This window comes from Leisingera sp. ABD4_442 (assembly GCF_056160905.1).
On sequence record NZ_JBSWYB010000002.1, the window covers coordinates 312193 to 326237 of the forward strand.

Annotated in this window: 12 protein-coding genes; 7 read left to right on the forward strand and 5 right to left on the reverse strand. The window is 63.5% G+C overall.

The window, feature by feature from the left end; translation table 11 throughout:
- Window positions 1–81: 81 nt before the first annotated feature.
- Both ilvD and ACXAHG_RS03495 read right to left on the reverse strand, forming a co-directional pair.
- On the reverse strand, window positions 82–1926 hold the full coding sequence (gene ilvD, locus ACXAHG_RS03490) for a dihydroxy-acid dehydratase (RefSeq protein ID WP_475055885.1): 1845 nt from the start codon (window positions 1924–1926) through the stop codon (window positions 82–84).
- A 134-nt stretch (window positions 1927–2060) separates the two neighbouring features.
- The gene (locus ACXAHG_RS03495) at window positions 2061–3239 is read right to left on the reverse strand and encodes a benzoate/H(+) symporter BenE family transporter (RefSeq protein ID WP_475055887.1); all 1179 of its coding nucleotides are present in this window, start codon (window positions 3237–3239) and stop codon (window positions 2061–2063) included.
- 105 nt (window positions 3240–3344) lie between these two features.
- Between ACXAHG_RS03495 and ACXAHG_RS03500 the strand changes: the two genes are divergently transcribed.
- The 3 genes from ACXAHG_RS03500 (at window position 3345) to smpB (ending at window position 5369) form a co-directional block, all read left to right on the forward strand.
- On the forward strand, window positions 3345–3905 hold the full coding sequence (locus ACXAHG_RS03500) for a helix-turn-helix domain-containing protein (RefSeq protein WP_475055889.1): 561 nt from the start codon (window positions 3345–3347) through the stop codon (window positions 3903–3905).
- An 81-nt stretch (window positions 3906–3986) separates the two neighbouring features.
- Window positions 3987–4841, forward strand: a complete 855-nt coding sequence (locus tag ACXAHG_RS03505; RefSeq protein ID WP_475055891.1) for a DMT family transporter — start codon at window positions 3987–3989, stop codon at window positions 4839–4841.
- Between the two features lie 45 nt (window positions 4842–4886).
- The gene (gene smpB, locus ACXAHG_RS03510; RefSeq protein WP_475041031.1) at window positions 4887–5369 is read left to right on the forward strand and encodes an SsrA-binding protein SmpB; all 483 of its coding nucleotides are present in this window, start codon (window positions 4887–4889) and stop codon (window positions 5367–5369) included.
- Window positions 5370–5667: 298 nt separating this feature from the next.
- Here the strand turns inward: smpB and ACXAHG_RS03515 are convergent, their stop codons facing one another.
- Entirely contained in the window at window positions 5668–6675 is a 1008-nt protein-coding gene (locus ACXAHG_RS03515; RefSeq protein WP_475055892.1) for a leucine-rich repeat domain-containing protein, read from the reverse strand.
- 365 nt (window positions 6676–7040) lie between these two features.
- Between ACXAHG_RS03515 and sseA the strand changes: the two genes are divergently transcribed.
- The 3 genes from sseA (at window position 7041) to ACXAHG_RS03530 (ending at window position 9672) form a co-directional block, all read left to right on the forward strand.
- Window positions 7041–7895, forward strand: coding sequence for a 3-mercaptopyruvate sulfurtransferase (gene sseA / locus ACXAHG_RS03520; protein WP_475055893.1), 855 nt, complete (start codon window positions 7041–7043; stop codon window positions 7893–7895).
- 3 nt (window positions 7896–7898) lie between these two features.
- Window positions 7899–9083: an amino acid aminotransferase gene (locus ACXAHG_RS03525; protein WP_475055894.1), complete on the forward strand. Its 1185-nt coding sequence runs from the start codon at window positions 7899–7901 to the stop codon at window positions 9081–9083.
- 331 nt (window positions 9084–9414) lie between these two features.
- A complete protein-coding gene (locus ACXAHG_RS03530; protein ID WP_475041037.1) occupies window positions 9415–9672 on the forward strand; it encodes a hypothetical protein in 258 nt (85 codons plus the stop codon).
- Between the two features lie 146 nt (window positions 9673–9818).
- On the opposite strand, the gene ACXAHG_RS03535 is transcribed toward ACXAHG_RS03530, so the two are convergent.
- Window positions 9819–11153 (reverse strand): ammonium transporter, encoded by a 1335-nt coding sequence (locus ACXAHG_RS03535; RefSeq protein WP_475055896.1) that lies wholly within the window; start codon window positions 11151–11153, stop codon window positions 9819–9821.
- A 26-nt stretch (window positions 11154–11179) separates the two neighbouring features.
- Window positions 11180–11518, reverse strand: coding sequence for a P-II family nitrogen regulator (locus tag ACXAHG_RS03540; RefSeq protein WP_027257453.1), 339 nt, complete (start codon window positions 11516–11518; stop codon window positions 11180–11182).
- Window positions 11519–11803: 285 nt separating this feature from the next.
- Between ACXAHG_RS03540 and ACXAHG_RS03545 the strand changes: the two genes are divergently transcribed.
- The gene (locus tag ACXAHG_RS03545; protein ID WP_475055897.1) at window positions 11804–14017 is read left to right on the forward strand and encodes a transglycosylase domain-containing protein; all 2214 of its coding nucleotides are present in this window, start codon (window positions 11804–11806) and stop codon (window positions 14015–14017) included.
- Window positions 14018–14045: the final 28 nt, after the last annotated feature.

Sequence of the window (14045 nt, forward strand, 5' to 3'; positions counted from 1 at the left end):
ACCCTGCTTCAGGCGCGGGAGCCAAAAGAAAACCCGCCGCGTAGAGGCGGCGGGTTCTGTATGCACCAAGTCTGAGCGGTATCAGTCCTCGTCGGGCAGTGCGCGCACGGCGCCCTTGGCGGCAGAGGTTGCCAGCAGCGCATAGGCCTTCAGCGCCTTGGAAACCTTGCGCTTGCGCGGCTCGGCGGGTTTCCAGCCTTTGGCGTCTTGTTCCTCGCGGCGCGCCGCCAGTTCTTCGTCGGACACCGCCAGATGGATCGAGCGGTTGGGGATGTCGATCTCGATCCTGTCGCCCTGGCGCACCAGGCCGATGGTGCCGCCCTCGGCTGCCTCGGGGGAGACATGGCCGATCGACAGGCCGGAGGTGCCGCCGGAAAAACGCCCGTCAGTCAGCAGCGCGCAGGCTTTGCCCAGGCCCTTCGACTTCAGGTAGGAGGTCGGGTAGAGCATTTCCTGCATCCCCGGACCGCCGCGCGGGCCCTCATAGCGGATCACCACGACGTCGCCCTCCTTGACCTTGCCGGTCAGGATGTCGTTCACCGCTTGGTCCTGGCTTTCACAGACATAAGCCGAGCCGGTGAACTTGAGGATGTGTTCATCCACACCTGCGGTTTTCACGATGCAGCCGTCCAGCGCGATGTTGCCGAACAGCACGGCGAGGCCGCCGTCCTGGCTGAAGGCGTGCTCCTTGGCGCGGATCACGCCGTTTTCACGGTCGGTGTCCAGCTCCTTGTAGCGGTTTGCCTGGGAAAAGGCTTGCGTGGTGCGCACGCCGCCGGGGGCAGCCTTGAACAGCTCCTCGGCCTCCGGGTTGTTGGCAACCTTGATGTCCCACTTGGCAATCGCCTCGCCCATGGATGAGGAATGCACCGTGTGGCAGTCGCTGTGCAGCAGGCCTGCGCGGCTGAGTTCGCCCAGGATCGAGAAGATGCCGCCGGCGCGGTGCACGTCCTCCATGTGGACGTTGTGGATGTTCGGCGCGACCTTGCAAAGGCAAGGAACCTTGCGGCTGAGCTGGTCCATGTGGGACATGTTGAAGTCCACCTTGCCCTCGTTGGCGATGGCCAGCAGGTGCAGCACAGTGTTGGTGGAGCCGCCCATGGCGATATCGAGGCTCATCGCGTTCTCAAAGGCCTCGAAAGTTGCGATCTCGCGCGGCAGCAGGCCCTTTTCCTCGTCCTGATAGTGGCGTTTGGTGATCTCGACGATCTTGCGCCCGGCCTCCAGGAACAGACCCTTGCGGTCAGCGTGCGTCGCCAGCGTCGAGCCGTTGCCCGGCAGCGCCAGCCCCAGCGCCTCGGCCAGGCAGTTCATCGAGTTGGCGGTGAACATGCCCGAGCACGACCCGCAGGTCGGGCAGGCGTTTTCCTCGATGTGCTTCACCTGCTCGTCAGTGAACTTGTCGTCCGCCGCGGCCACCATCGCGTCCACCAGGTCGATCTTTTTCATGTCGAGATCGGCGATGTCGATCTTGCCTGCCTCCATCGGGCCGCCAGAGACAAAGATCGCCGGGATGTTCAGGCGCATGGCGGCCATCAGCATGCCTGGGGTGATCTTGTCGCAGTTGGAGATGCAAACCATGGCGTCGGCGCAATGCGCGTTGACCATGTATTCGACGCTGTCGGCGATCACCTCGCGCGAGGGCAGCGAGTAGAGCATGCCGTCATGGCCCATGGCGATGCCGTCATCCACCGCGATGGTGTTGAATTCCTTTGCGACGCCGCCGGCCGCCTCGACCTCGCGGGCGACCATCTGGCCCAGGTCCTTGAGGTGGACGTGGCCGGGCACGAATTGGGTGAAGGAGTTGACGATGGCGATGATCGGCTTGCCGAAATCATCGTCCTTCATGCCGGTGGCGCGCCACAATCCGCGCGCGCCCGCCATGTTGCGGCCATGGGTGGAGGTTCTGGATCGGTACTTTGGCATCAGGCTGGTTCCCTTAGTCTTTGCCCTCAGGGACACGATTTGCGCAATAAAGGCAACCTGCCGGGGGGCTGTTCGGTAATTTTGGCGCAGTATAGGCCGGTTTTTGCGGGGTGAAATGTCTCTGGCAGGGTCTCTCAGGCACGGGCCGGAGCGGGTTCCGGGCTTTTCAGCCAGTGATTCACCGCAATCCCCAGCACCAGTGCCCAGAATGGCGCGCCGATTCCATAGAAACTGATGCCGGAGACCGTGGTCATGAAGGTGATCAAGGCTGCTTCCCGCCCCTGAGGTTTTGCCAGCGCTGCTGATAAGCTGTTGCCGATGGTCGCCAGCAGCGCCAGGCCCGCGACGGTGGCAACCAGCGCCTTGGGAGAGATCAGGAACAGGCTGATCACGGTGGCGCCGCCAAGCCCCACCAGGATGTAGACCAGCCCGGTCATCACGCCTGCCAGATAGCGGGTCTCCGGGTTCTCGTCCGCCTCTGGCCCGGCGCAGATGGCGGCGGTGATCGCGGCGAGGTTGAAGGCGAAGCCGCCGAAGGGGGCGAGGATCAGCGAGGCCAGGCCGGTGACGGTCAGGCTGGCAGAGACCGGCGGCTCATAGCCGCAAGCCCGCAGCGCCACCACGCCGGGCATGTTTTGCGAGGACATGGTGACGATGTAGAGAGGCAGGCCGATGCCGATCAGCACCGGCAGCGAGAAGGCGGGCATCACGAACTCAGGCCGGGCGAGTGTCAAGTCGAGTACCTCAAAGCTGCCGAAGGCTCCGGTGCCTGCGCACCAGGCTACGCCCGCGGCCAGCACCGCGGGAATGGTATAGCGGGGAAACAGCTTGCGGCCTGCAAGGAAGGTCAGGCCCATCACGGCCACCAGTGCAGTGTCCGTCTGCAACGAGGTGAAGGCGGAAAGCCCGAACTGGAACAGGATGCCCGCGAGCATCGCGCTGGCCAGGCTGTCCGGGATCAGGCGGGAGAGGGCCGCAAACCAGCCGGTTATGCCGGTGAAGGTCAGGAGCACAGCGCACAGGAGGAAGGCGCCCACCGCCTCTGCCAGCGGCACGCCATTGAGGCTGACCGCCAGCAGAGCTGCGCCCGGTGTCGACCAGGCTGTCAGGATTGGCATCCGGTAGATCAGGGACAGGATCAGGCAGGTGATCCCCATGCCGAGCCCTAGAACAAGCATCCAGCTGTTGGCCTGGGCCTGGCTGGCACCCACGGCCTCAATCGCCTGAAAAATAATGGCGACTGATCCGGTGTAGCCGACCAGTACGGCAACAGCGCCAGAAACGAGATGCGAAAGCTTCAGATCCTTGAGCATGCGGGTTTTCCTTTGGCGCCGGATCGGCTAGGGGTTTCGTGCGTTATAGCGCACACTACAATTCGTGCGTTATAACGCACAAGGCTTTTTTGACAGGCGGCGGAAATGAGTGAAGACGGCATCACCCTGAACCTGCGGGAAATCCGTGCGGCAGCGGGGCTTAGCCTCAGCAAGGCGGCGGAGGCGACGGGCGTCAGCAAGGCGATGCTGGGGCAGATCGAGCGCGGCGAATCAAGTCCGACGATTGCCACACTGTGGAAGATCGCCAAGGGGTTCCACCTGCCGCTGACCGCACTTCTGGGAGAGGCGGCGCGGCCGGTGAGCGACGTGACAGGCGTCTACGAGACGGTGCAGTTCCCAGGCAGCATCGGGGTCAAGATTGTGTTTCCGTTTGATCCGCTGTTGGGGGCGGAGACCTTTCAGGTGACGCTGCAGCCCGGCCAAAGCCATCAGTCGCAGCCGCATGACACCGGTGTGACCGAGGAAGTCTATGTGCTGCACGGATCCATGGAGGTGCTGCGGAATGGTGAGTGGGTGGCGCTGGAGCCCGGCCAAGGGCTGCGGTTCGCCGCCGACCAGCCGCATGGCTACCGCAGCCAAGAGACCGGCGCGGCGTTTCTCAACATGCATCACTACCGGCAGGCTGTACTGACGCAGCGGGACTGAATTGCTTCACTTGTGCATTTTCCTTTGCCCCCCTACCAATGGCGCAAGTCATTGAGTTTTAGGGATTTGAGGAGCACCGGAATGGACACGCTGCGCGGAAGCCTCCTGATGGTGCTGGCCATGGCCACCTTTGCGCTGGAGGACATGTTCATCAAATCCGCCGCCGCCAGCCTGCCGGTGGGGCAGATCCTGATCCTGTTCGGCCTCGGCGGTATGGTTATCTTTGCAGGCCTGGCGCGTGCGCAAGGTCACCCCCCCTGGCACCCGGGCTTTGGCACGCGCCCGATGCTGCTGCGCTCCGTGGCGGAAGTGGTCGGGCGCTTGTGCTTCACGCTAGCGATTGCGCTGACGCCTTTGTCCTCGGCCTCCGCCATCCTGCAGGCGACGCCGCTGGTAGTGGCTGCCGGTGCAGTGGTGTTCTTTGGCGAGACCGTCGGCTGGCGGCGCTGGCTGGCCATCGGGCTGGGCTTTGCCGGGGTGCTCTTGATCCTGCGGCCTGGCTTGAGCGGTTTTGAACCGGCCTCGCTGTTTGCGGTGGCTGGCACTTTGGGGTTTGCCGGCCGTGATCTGGCTACCCGTGCTGCGCCCAAAGACATGAGCAACAATCAGCTGGGGTTCCTGGGTTTTGCCATGCTGGTGGCGGCCGGGGCGATTGCGCTGGGCTGGACGGGCGGTGCGGTCTGGCCCGCGCCTCGCAACTGGCTGGACATCGGTGCGGCGACGGTAATCGGGGTGATTGCCTATAACGCTTTGTCGGGGGCGATGCGGGCGGGGGAAATCTCCGTCGTTGCGCCGTTCCGTTACACGCGTCTGGTCTTTGCCATGGTTCTGGGGGTGCTGGTGTTCGGTGAACGCCCCGACGCGCTGACCCTGATCGGCAGCGCGGTGATCGTCGGCAGTGGTGTTTTCACGCTGCTGCGCAGCCGCAAGGCGTAAGCGCTATCTTGCGCCCGCCGGCGTGCGGCCTTACATCTGCCGCCCATGGCCAAGAAGAAGCAGACATCAGACCCGAATTACAAGGTGATCGCCGAGAACCGGCGGGCGCGATTCGATTACGCGATCGAAAGCGATATCGAATGCGGCATCGTGCTGGAAGGGTCCGAGGTCAAGGCGTTGCGCGGCAATGGCACCAATATCGCCGATAGCTACGCCGCGGTAGAGAACGGTGAACTGTGGCTGGTGAACTCCTACATCCCGCCCTATGAGCAGGCCAAGGTGTTCAAGCATGAAGAACGCCGCCGCCGCAAGCTGATGGTGTCCAAGAAGGAACTGGCGGATCTGTGGAACCTCACCCAGCGCAAGGGCATGACCCTGGTGCCGCTGGTGATCTACTTCAACCACCGCGGCCGGGCCAAGATCAAGCTGGGCATCGCCAAGGGCAAGAAGCTGCACGACAAGCGCGAAACCCAGGCCAAGCGCGACTGGGGCCGCCAGAAGCAACGGCTGCTGAAAGACGCGCGTTAAGCGCTGGGAGGGCGCTGCCCTCTTGGCCTGACGGCCAATTCACCCGGAGTATTTGCAGCCAGAAAGAAGCGGGCTTGACCGGCCTGTCCGCCGGATTGAATGCGCTCGGCGCTTGTATGGCTTACTGAAGGAACCTGTTTCGAAGGCTGGCGCAACGGCCAAGAGCCGTCAGGCGTGCATGGATCGCCAGCCGGTCCAGCCGTCAGCAGAAGAGAGCCGCGCCGGAAGGTGGTAGCAAAAGATCAGCCGGGCAAGGCGTCATAACCGCCGCACCTGAGATCCGGTTGAACCTGCCCGGTCAGCGCGAACCGCTGATATATGCCGCGATGTTCTCCTTGCCTAGCAGCCGCTTGTGAGAGCCAAGATCGGGCCCGGCAAAGACGATCCGCAGGTTCTCCACCTCCAGCAGCGGCGGCAAAGCTTCAGCGGGCAGGCCAATGACCCGCAAAATGGACAGATTTTTCAGACCTTTAAGCGGGCTGAGGTCAGTGATGCCAGTGCCTGAGATGCTGAACTCCCAAAGCTCTTGCATATCCCGGACCGCCGCGAGGCTGGCTACGGAGGTATTGGTTACAGACAGCTCTCGCAGGTTCTTGCCCGCCAGCGGGTCAATGCTGGCGACAGAGGTGCCTTTCAATGACAGCTTTCGCAAAGCTTGCAGCCCCGAAAGCGGCGCGATGTCGCTGACCCTGGTGCCGTCCAGCTCCAGCTCCGTGAGGCTGATGGCGTCAGAAATTGGGGTCAGATCCGTAATCTGGGTGTCTGACAGGATTAGGGTGTGGAGCTGCGGCTTGTTCTGCAGCCCATCCAGGCTTTGCAGCCGGGTGCCGTCTGCGCGCAGCATCTCCAGCCGGTCCGATGCCGCCAGGGCAGCAACGCTTTCGACAGGGCAATTGGAAATCCAGGCAACCCGCAGGTTTGCGGCTGCCAAAGGGCTGAGATCGGTGACTTCAGTGTTGAAGGCCAGGAAAATCTCCAACTGCTCAAGCTCTTCCAGCGGTGCCAGGTCAGTGACGCCTGAGTCCGCGATATTCAGGCTTTGCAGCCGGGTCAGGCCGCGCAGGAATGACAGGTCTGAGACCTCTTCGATCCCCCAAACCGACAGGTGTTCCAAACCGGTCAGCCTGGCCAGCGGGGTGAAATCCGGTGCGCTGACAGAATCAAGACTCAGCCGCTTCAGGCCGGGAAGCCGGGCCAGGGGGGCCAGGCTGGGAGCGGTTACGCTGACCAGGGCAAGCCGCTCCAGACCGGGCAAGGCCGCAAGCGGGGCCAGGTCAAGCGGCGTCTCGTAGCGCAAGTCAGCCATCAGCGTCAGTTCCTGCAGCTGTGTGAACTGTGACAGGGCTTGCAGATCGGGGGTATGTTCTCCGATCCGGACTTTGGCCTCTAAGTCATTGCTTTTGATGCATGTCCCTCCGATTTCAACACAATCAGCCTGGGCTGCTTGAGGCACAGAGCCTGCGCAGGCAATCAGGAAGGACGCAAGGAGGCGGCGGAAACCGGGCATGCAATAAACCTTTGCAAGGAAGTGCTGAAACAGGGGTCCATGTTATTACCGCTCCGTTAAAGGCCCGCAAGAATTTTGTAACCGCAGGTAGAGGCAGGGGATAGCTTGCACCGCTGTGCTGCCGGATGTACCCATGGCCCATGCGCAGATAGGGAGGTGCTTTGATGCAGGATGATCCGAAGACGCTGGTTTCCACCGGCTGGCTGGCTGCCCATCTGAAGAACCCTGATCTGCGGGTGCTGGACGCCTCCTGGTATCTGCCGCAGCAGGGGCGCGACGCCAAGGCGGAGTATGAGGCCGCCCATATTCCCGGCGCCCGTTTCTTTGACATCGACGAGATTTCCGACAACCGTTCCGACCTGCCGCATATGGTGCCGCCGGTCGAGAAGTTCATGTCCAAGCTGCGCGCCATGGGCGTGGGCGACGGCCACCAGGTGGTGGTTTATGATGGTGCCGGGCTGTTTTCCGCTGCCCGTGTCTGGTGGCTGTTCCGGCTGATGGGGCAGACCAATGTTGCGGTGCTGGATGGGGGATTCCCGAAATGGCAGGCCGAAGGCCACCCGGTCGAGGATCTGCCGCCGGTGATCCGCGACCGCCACATGACGGTGCGGGTGCAGAACCACATGGTGCGCGACGTGACCCAGGTCTCTGCCGCCGCCAAGCTCGGCGATCACGAGATCATTGATGCCCGCTCTGCCGAGCGGTTCCGCGGCGATGCGCAGGAGCCGCGCGAGGGCCTGCGGGCAGGCCATATCCCTGGCTCCAAGAATGTGCCCTTTGGCCAGGTGCTGAACGCTGACGGCACCATGAAGGATGCCGCGGGTATCCGTGCCGCCTTCGAGGCCGCCGGCGTTGACCTGAACAAACCTGCGATTACTTCCTGCGGATCGGGTGTCACCGCCGCCATCCTCAGCCTCGCCATGGAGCGGGCCGGCAAGACCGACCATTCGCTTTATGACGGGTCCTGGGTGGAATGGGGTGCCTTCCCGACCCTTCCCGTTGCTACCGGAGAGAACTGAGCAATGTTCGAGACCCTGAAACCCCAGCCCGCCGACAAGATCCTGGCGCTGATGCAGATGTTCCGCGACGACCCGCGCGCGGACAAGATCGACCTTGGTGTCGGCGTCTACAAGAACGCCGAGGGCGTCACTCCGGTGATGCGCGCCATCAAGGCGGCTGAGCACAAGCTGTGGGAAGAGCAGACCAGCAAGGCCTATGTCGGCCTGGCAGGCGATCCGGCCTATGGCGATGCAATGATCAAGCTGATCCTGGGCGATGCGGTTGCCCGCGGCAATATCGCCGCTGCGGCCACCCCCGGCGGCACCGGCGCCGTGCGCCAGGCGTTTGAGCTGATCAAGATGGCCAACCCCAAGGCGCGCGTATTCGTGTCGGACCCGACCTGGCCAAACCATGTGTCGATCCTGAAGTACGTCGGCATCGAAACCGTGGTCTACCGCTACTTCGACCGTGAGACCCGCGGTGTGAACTTCGACGCTATGATGGAAGATCTGAAGGGGGCGAGCAAAGGCGACGTGGTGCTGCTGCACGGCTGCTGCCACAACCCGACCGGTGCTAACCTCAACGAGGTGCAGTGGAAAGAGGTCATTGCCCTGCTGAACGAGCGCGGCCTGATCCCGATGATCGACATTGCCTACCAGGGCTTTGGCGACGGTCTGGAAGAGGATGCGCTGGGCGTGCGCCTGGTGGCTTCCAGCTGCCCCGAGACGCTGATTGCCGCCAGCTGCTCCAAGAACTTCGGCATCTACCGCGAGCGCACCGGCCTGCTGATGGCGGTCTCCAACGATGCCGGTGCGCAAGCACTGAACCAGGGCACACTCGCGTTCCTGAACCGGCAGAACTATTCCTTCCCGCCGGACCACGGTGCGCGTCTGGTGACTATGATCCTGAACGATGATGCCCTGCGCGCCGATTGGGCGGCCGAGCTGGAGGAAACCCGCCTCGGCATGCTGGGCCTGCGCCAAGGCCTCGCGGATGAGCTGCAGCGCCTGACCGGCTCCGACCGGTTCAGCTTCATCGCCCAGCACCGCGGCATGTTCTCGCTCCTGGGTACCACGCCGGAGCTGGTCGAGAAGATGCGGGTGGACAATGGCATCTACATGGTCGGCGACAGCCGCCTGAACATTGCAGGCCTCAATGCCCAGACTGTGCCGGTGCTGGCCAAGGCGATTGTTGACGCCGGCGTCTAAGTCTTAGGCACTTGGAAATTCAGGAACGCGCCCTTTAATGGGCGCGTTTTTTCTTGGGGCCTCTAAGATTTTTCTGAAAAGTCTTAGGCAACGTTTGCAGAAAACTTTTGCCCGCAAAATCCAGCGATCTGCGTTTCTGCGGGGCAGGGCTCCCGCGCCTGGCCGCGTGCCTTGGCTGTGCCAAGGCCCTTGCAGGCTTGGGCGTGGCACCGCTGGCGCGGTGCAGGCGGACGCTTGACGCCAGGTCATGTAAAGCCAGGCGACGGAAGGGGCGGGGACCCGCGTTTGTGCTAGCGGAAGTCACATTGAAACACAGTCTAGGAGACCTGAAATGACCCTCGTAAAATCCGCTCTCGCCGTGATCCTGTCCGCCGCCGTTGCCCTGCCGATGGCTGCGCCTGCCTTTGCTGCCAATGGGGAGGTTATCGACCGGGTGGAAAACCGCGCCGACCGTCGTGAGAACCGCCGCGACGAGGCCGTGGACACCGGTGTGTGGGATGTGGTGGAGGACCACCTGGACCGCGCCGAAGACCGCCGCGACTACCGCGACCAGAAGGCGCCCAAGGTTATTGTTGTGCCCCAAGGCTAAGCCCAAGGCTCGCGCCGCGCCAGCGGCGCCCGGCCCAACAGGCGGAAATTATCTTTGATGATTGATCAACTGGCGGGAGCCTCCCTCCCGCTCAAATGAAATGCGGCGCCCGGATGGGGCGCCGCTGTCTGCTTCTGTACTGCGGTTCAGCTCGGGGAGAACTCGGGGTAGGCCTCCATGCCCAGTTCCGCCATGTCCAGGCCGTTGACCTCATCCTCTTCCTCCACCCGGATGCCGGTTGTGGTGCGCAGAATGATCCAGACCACGGCGGAGGCTGCGACAGTGAAAACTCCCACCACGGCAATGCCGGTCAGCTGGGTCAGCAGGCTGGCTTCGGGGTTCGACAGCACCACGGCCACGGTGCCCCAGATGCCGCAGAACAGGTGCACCGGGATAGCGCCGACCACATCGTCGATCTGAAGCTTATCCAGCAGCGGCACGGTGAAGACCACGATCACGCCGCCGATGGCACCGATCAGGGTGGCCAGGCCCAAGCCCGGGGTCAGCGGCTCAGCAGTGATTGCCACCAGGCCCGCCAGCGCGCCATTCAGGATCATGGTCAGGTCCGGCTTCCTGAACAGCAGCTGGGTCAATACCAGCGCAGCCACCGCGCCGCCTGCCGCGGCAGCATTGGTGTTAGAGAAAATGCGGCTGATGTCGGCAACGTCGCCGATCGAGCCCATCGCAAGCTGCGAGCCGCCGTTGAAGCCGAACCAGCCCATCCACAGGATGAAGGTGCCGAGTGTTGCCAGCGCCAGGTTGGAGCCGGGCATCGGGATGGTCTTGCCGTCCTTGTACTTGCCGATGCGCGGGCCCAGGATCAGCGCGCCGGTCAGCGCGGCCCAGCCGCCCACCGAATGCACCACGGTGGAGCCTGCGAAATCCAGGAATCCCATCTCCTCCAGAAAGCCGCCGCCCCATTTCCAGCTGGCCTGGAACGGGTAGATCACCGAGGTCAGCACGATGGTGAAGATCAGGAAGGGCCACAGCTTGATACGCTCTGCCAGGGCGCCCGACACGATCGAGGCGGTGGCGGCACAGAACATCAGCTGAAAGAAGAAGTCCGAGCCGGTGGACGCATAGGAATAGTCATCGGCACCTTCCGCGGTAACTCCAACGGCCTCAAGCACGCCGGGTCCAAAGACGCCGGACAGCACGCCGTCGACCGCCCAATTGCCCAGCGGATACATCAGGTTGTAGCCGATCAGCCAGTAAAACACGGCAGCCAGCGAGAACAGCGCCATGTTCTTGGTCAGCTGCATGGTGACGTTTTTGGAGCGCACCAGCCCGGCCTCGAGCATGGCAAAGCCCGCCGCCATCCAGAACACCAGGCAACCGCCAATCAGGAACAGCAGCGAGTTCAGAATGAACACGGTGTCGGTTGCGGGGGTCACGCCCGGGGCCGGGCCGTCCTGGGCCAGCGCCAGGCCCGGCAGCGCGCTCAGCGCCAGGGCCGCAAGGGGGAGTTTCAGGGTCTTCATTGGTCTTTCCTCCATGCCGGGCGCGCTCACAGCGCCTCGAGATTGGTTTCGCCGGTGCGCACCCGCAGGGCCTGTTCCACGTCCAGAACAAAAATCTTGCCGTCACCGATCTTGCCGGTGCGGGCGGTCTCGGAAATCGCGCTGACGGCCTGTTCGGCCTGATCGGCGGGCACCACCAGCTCCAGCTTCAGCTTTGGCACGAAATTCACTTCGTACTCGGCGCCGCGGTAAATCTCGGTGTGGCCTGCCTGGGCACCAAAGCCCTTGATTTCGGTGACCATCAGCCCGCTCACGCCAAGACCGGTCAGCGCCTCGCGGACCTCGTCCAGCTTGAAGGGCTTGATGGCGGCTATGATCATTTTCATCTCTGCATCCCTTTGGTTTCGCGCTGCCCCGGCCCGGTGCATCATGTCTGGGCCGATGCATTGTGCACCTGCAGCAAAACCACGCTCCCGAGTCGTGCAAAGCCAAGGCCAGCAAGTTTCCGCGCGTCTTTCTGCGGTCGCACAATAATTTTGCGCCTTTTGCACGCATCGCTTAAAAACCGGCCATCTGGCAAAGGGGGAAAGGTCCGGATTCTGCCCCCTCTACAATCCGGCGCAGGCAGGGTATTGTCGCCGGACAACGGGCAAACCGGGCAGGAACAGACGATGGCACAAGGATCCGGGCGCAAGCCTCTGGTGGCAGAAAAGCGCTATTCTGCGGGCGGCAAGGGCAAACCGGCCGCCAAGAAACCTGCGCGCAAGAAAGCCGTGCGAAAGGCAAAGAAACCTGGGCTGCTGGGCCGGCTGTTTGGGCGCAAGAAAACGCGCGCGAAGCCCGCACCCAAGAAACGCGGGCTCATCGGCTGGCTGCTGGCACCCTTTGCCTTCGCCTTCCGGCTGGTCTGGGGCTTTACCTGGCGGGTCGGCATGGTGGTCTGCGGGCTGGTCGGCCTGGCGGTGGGTTTTCAATATGCCAAGCTGCCGGATGTCGCGGCCTATCTGGACGGGCGCGCCCGCGGCTCCGTCACCATTCTGGACCGCGAGGGCGAGGTCTTTGCCTGGCGCGGTGACCAGTTCGGCGGCGTGGTGACTGCGGACACGGTCTCACCGCATTTGAAGAACGCGATCGTGGCGACCGAGGATAAACGCTTCTACCGCCATTTCGGCATCTCGCCGCGCGGTGTTGCCAGTGCCATCCGCATCAATCTGCGTGAAGGGCGCGGGCCGTTGTCGGGCCATGGCGGCTCTACCATTACCCAGCAGACCGCAAAATTGCTGTGCCTGGGGCGGGTTTATGACCCTGCGGAGTGGAAAAGCGAAAGCGCCTATGAGGCCGACTGCCGCAAAGGTTCGCTGTGGCGTAAGGGCACCGAGGCGATCTTTGCCCTGGCGATGGAAGCCAAATACACTAAGGATGAGATCCTCTCGATCTACATGAACCGCGCCTATATGGGCGGCGGCGCCTATGGGGCTGAGGCTGCGGCACAGCGGTACTTTGGCAAGTCCGCCAATCAGCTGAACCCGGCTGAGGGTGCAATGCTGGCGGGCCTCTTGACGGCGCCGTCCACGCTGGCGCCGACCAACAACCTGCAGCGTTCGCAGGACCGGGCCGCCACCGTGCTGAGGCTGATGCAGGAGCAGGGCTACCTGACCACGGCGGAGATGCAGAGCAATCAGGACAATCCCGCGGTCCTCAGCGAAGCCGCGGCGGCGCGGGCCGGGGGGTACTTCGCAGACTGGGTGATGGACACGATCCCGGATTTCCTGGGCGACCAGACTACTGAGGACGTTGTTATCCGCTCGACTTTGGACCAGCGCTTGCAAGGCGCGGCCGAGGAAGCGTTGAAATATGTGTTCGAGAACAAGGTCCGCCCGGGCTCCAAGGCACAGGCTGCCATTGTGGTGATGAGCGCCGACGGCGCCGTGCGCGCCATGGTGGGCGGGCGCAAGACCCGGGTGTCGGGCGTGTTCAACCGTGCGACACAGGCCAAACGGCAAACCGGTTCGGCGTTTAAGCCGTTTGTCTACGCCACAGCGCTTGAGCTGGGGTACTCGCCTTACGACCGGGTGCTGGACGCAAAATACTGCCTGAACATTCCTGGCTCCGGCCAGTGGTGCCCCAAGAACTACACCCACAAGTTTTACGGCGAGGTGACGCTGGCCCGGGCGCTGCGGGATTCACTGAACGTACCGGCTGTGAAAGTGTCCGAGGCGGTGGGCCGCGACAAGGTGAGCATTGTGGCCAAGGATTTCGGCATCGACAGCGACCTGGCCGCAGGTCCGGCGCTGGCGCTGGGGGCGTCTGAAAGCACCCTGCTGGAAATGACCGGAGCCTATGCAGGCATCCTGAACGGCGGTTCCTCGGTGACGCCTTACGGGGTGACAGAGCTGAAACTGGTCGAGGATAATGAGGCGCTGATGGGCGCCAGCGGCGGCATCGGCGAGCGGGTGATCCGGACGGAGGCCGCACAGCAGCTGGTCTGGATGATGGAAAAGGTGATTGCCGGCGGCACCGGCCAGCGGGCGCAGATCCCGGGCTGGCAGGCGGCAGGCAAGTCCGGCACCACGTCAGCCGCCAAGGACGCCTGGTTCATCGGCTTTACTGCGGATTATGTGGCCGGCGTCTGGATGGGGTATGACGACAATACGCCCTTGTCCGGTGTGACCGGCGGCGGCCTGCCCGCCGAAATCTGGCGCGAGACCATGGTGCGCGTGCATGAGGGGCTGGCGCCGAAGCCGCTGCCGATGCTGGAACCCGCACCGATCGCCCCACCGCCCCAAGAGACGCGCCGGGAGCGCCGCCGCCGCCAGGGGCCGAACCTGGGCCAGGAGCTAGGCCGCGCGGTGGACAATATCCTGCGGGATATCCTGGGCAATTGACCGCCTCGGGCGGGGTGCTCCCGCCCGG

Coding starts and splice junctions, on each gene's coding strand:
- ACXAHG_RS03495 (WP_475055887.1), bottom strand. CDS start 3,239: ATGCTCAAGGATCTGAAGCTTTCGCATCTCGTTTCTGGCGCTGTTGCC.
- ACXAHG_RS03515 (WP_475055892.1), bottom strand. CDS start 6,675: ATGGCTGACTTGCGCTACGAGACGCCGCTTGACCTGGCCCCGCTTGCG.
- ACXAHG_RS03525 (WP_475055894.1), top strand. CDS start 7,899: ATGTTCGAGACCCTGAAACCCCAGCCCGCCGACAAGATCCTGGCGCTG.
- ACXAHG_RS03505 (WP_475055891.1), top strand. CDS start 3,987: ATGGACACGCTGCGCGGAAGCCTCCTGATGGTGCTGGCCATGGCCACC.
- sseA (WP_475055893.1), top strand. CDS start 7,041: ATGCAGGATGATCCGAAGACGCTGGTTTCCACCGGCTGGCTGGCTGCC.
- ilvD (WP_475055885.1), bottom strand. CDS start 1,926: ATGCCAAAGTACCGATCCAGAACCTCCACCCATGGCCGCAACATGGCG.
- ACXAHG_RS03530 (WP_475041037.1), top strand. CDS start 9,415: ATGACCCTCGTAAAATCCGCTCTCGCCGTGATCCTGTCCGCCGCCGTT.
- ACXAHG_RS03500 (WP_475055889.1), top strand. CDS start 3,345: ATGAGTGAAGACGGCATCACCCTGAACCTGCGGGAAATCCGTGCGGCA.
- smpB (WP_475041031.1), top strand. CDS start 4,887: ATGGCCAAGAAGAAGCAGACATCAGACCCGAATTACAAGGTGATCGCC.
- ACXAHG_RS03535 (WP_475055896.1), bottom strand. CDS start 11,153: ATGAAGACCCTGAAACTCCCCCTTGCGGCCCTGGCGCTGAGCGCGCTG.
- ACXAHG_RS03540 (WP_027257453.1), bottom strand. CDS start 11,518: ATGAAAATGATCATAGCCGCCATCAAGCCCTTCAAGCTGGACGAGGTC.
- ACXAHG_RS03545 (WP_475055897.1), top strand. CDS start 11,804: ATGGCACAAGGATCCGGGCGCAAGCCTCTGGTGGCAGAAAAGCGCTAT.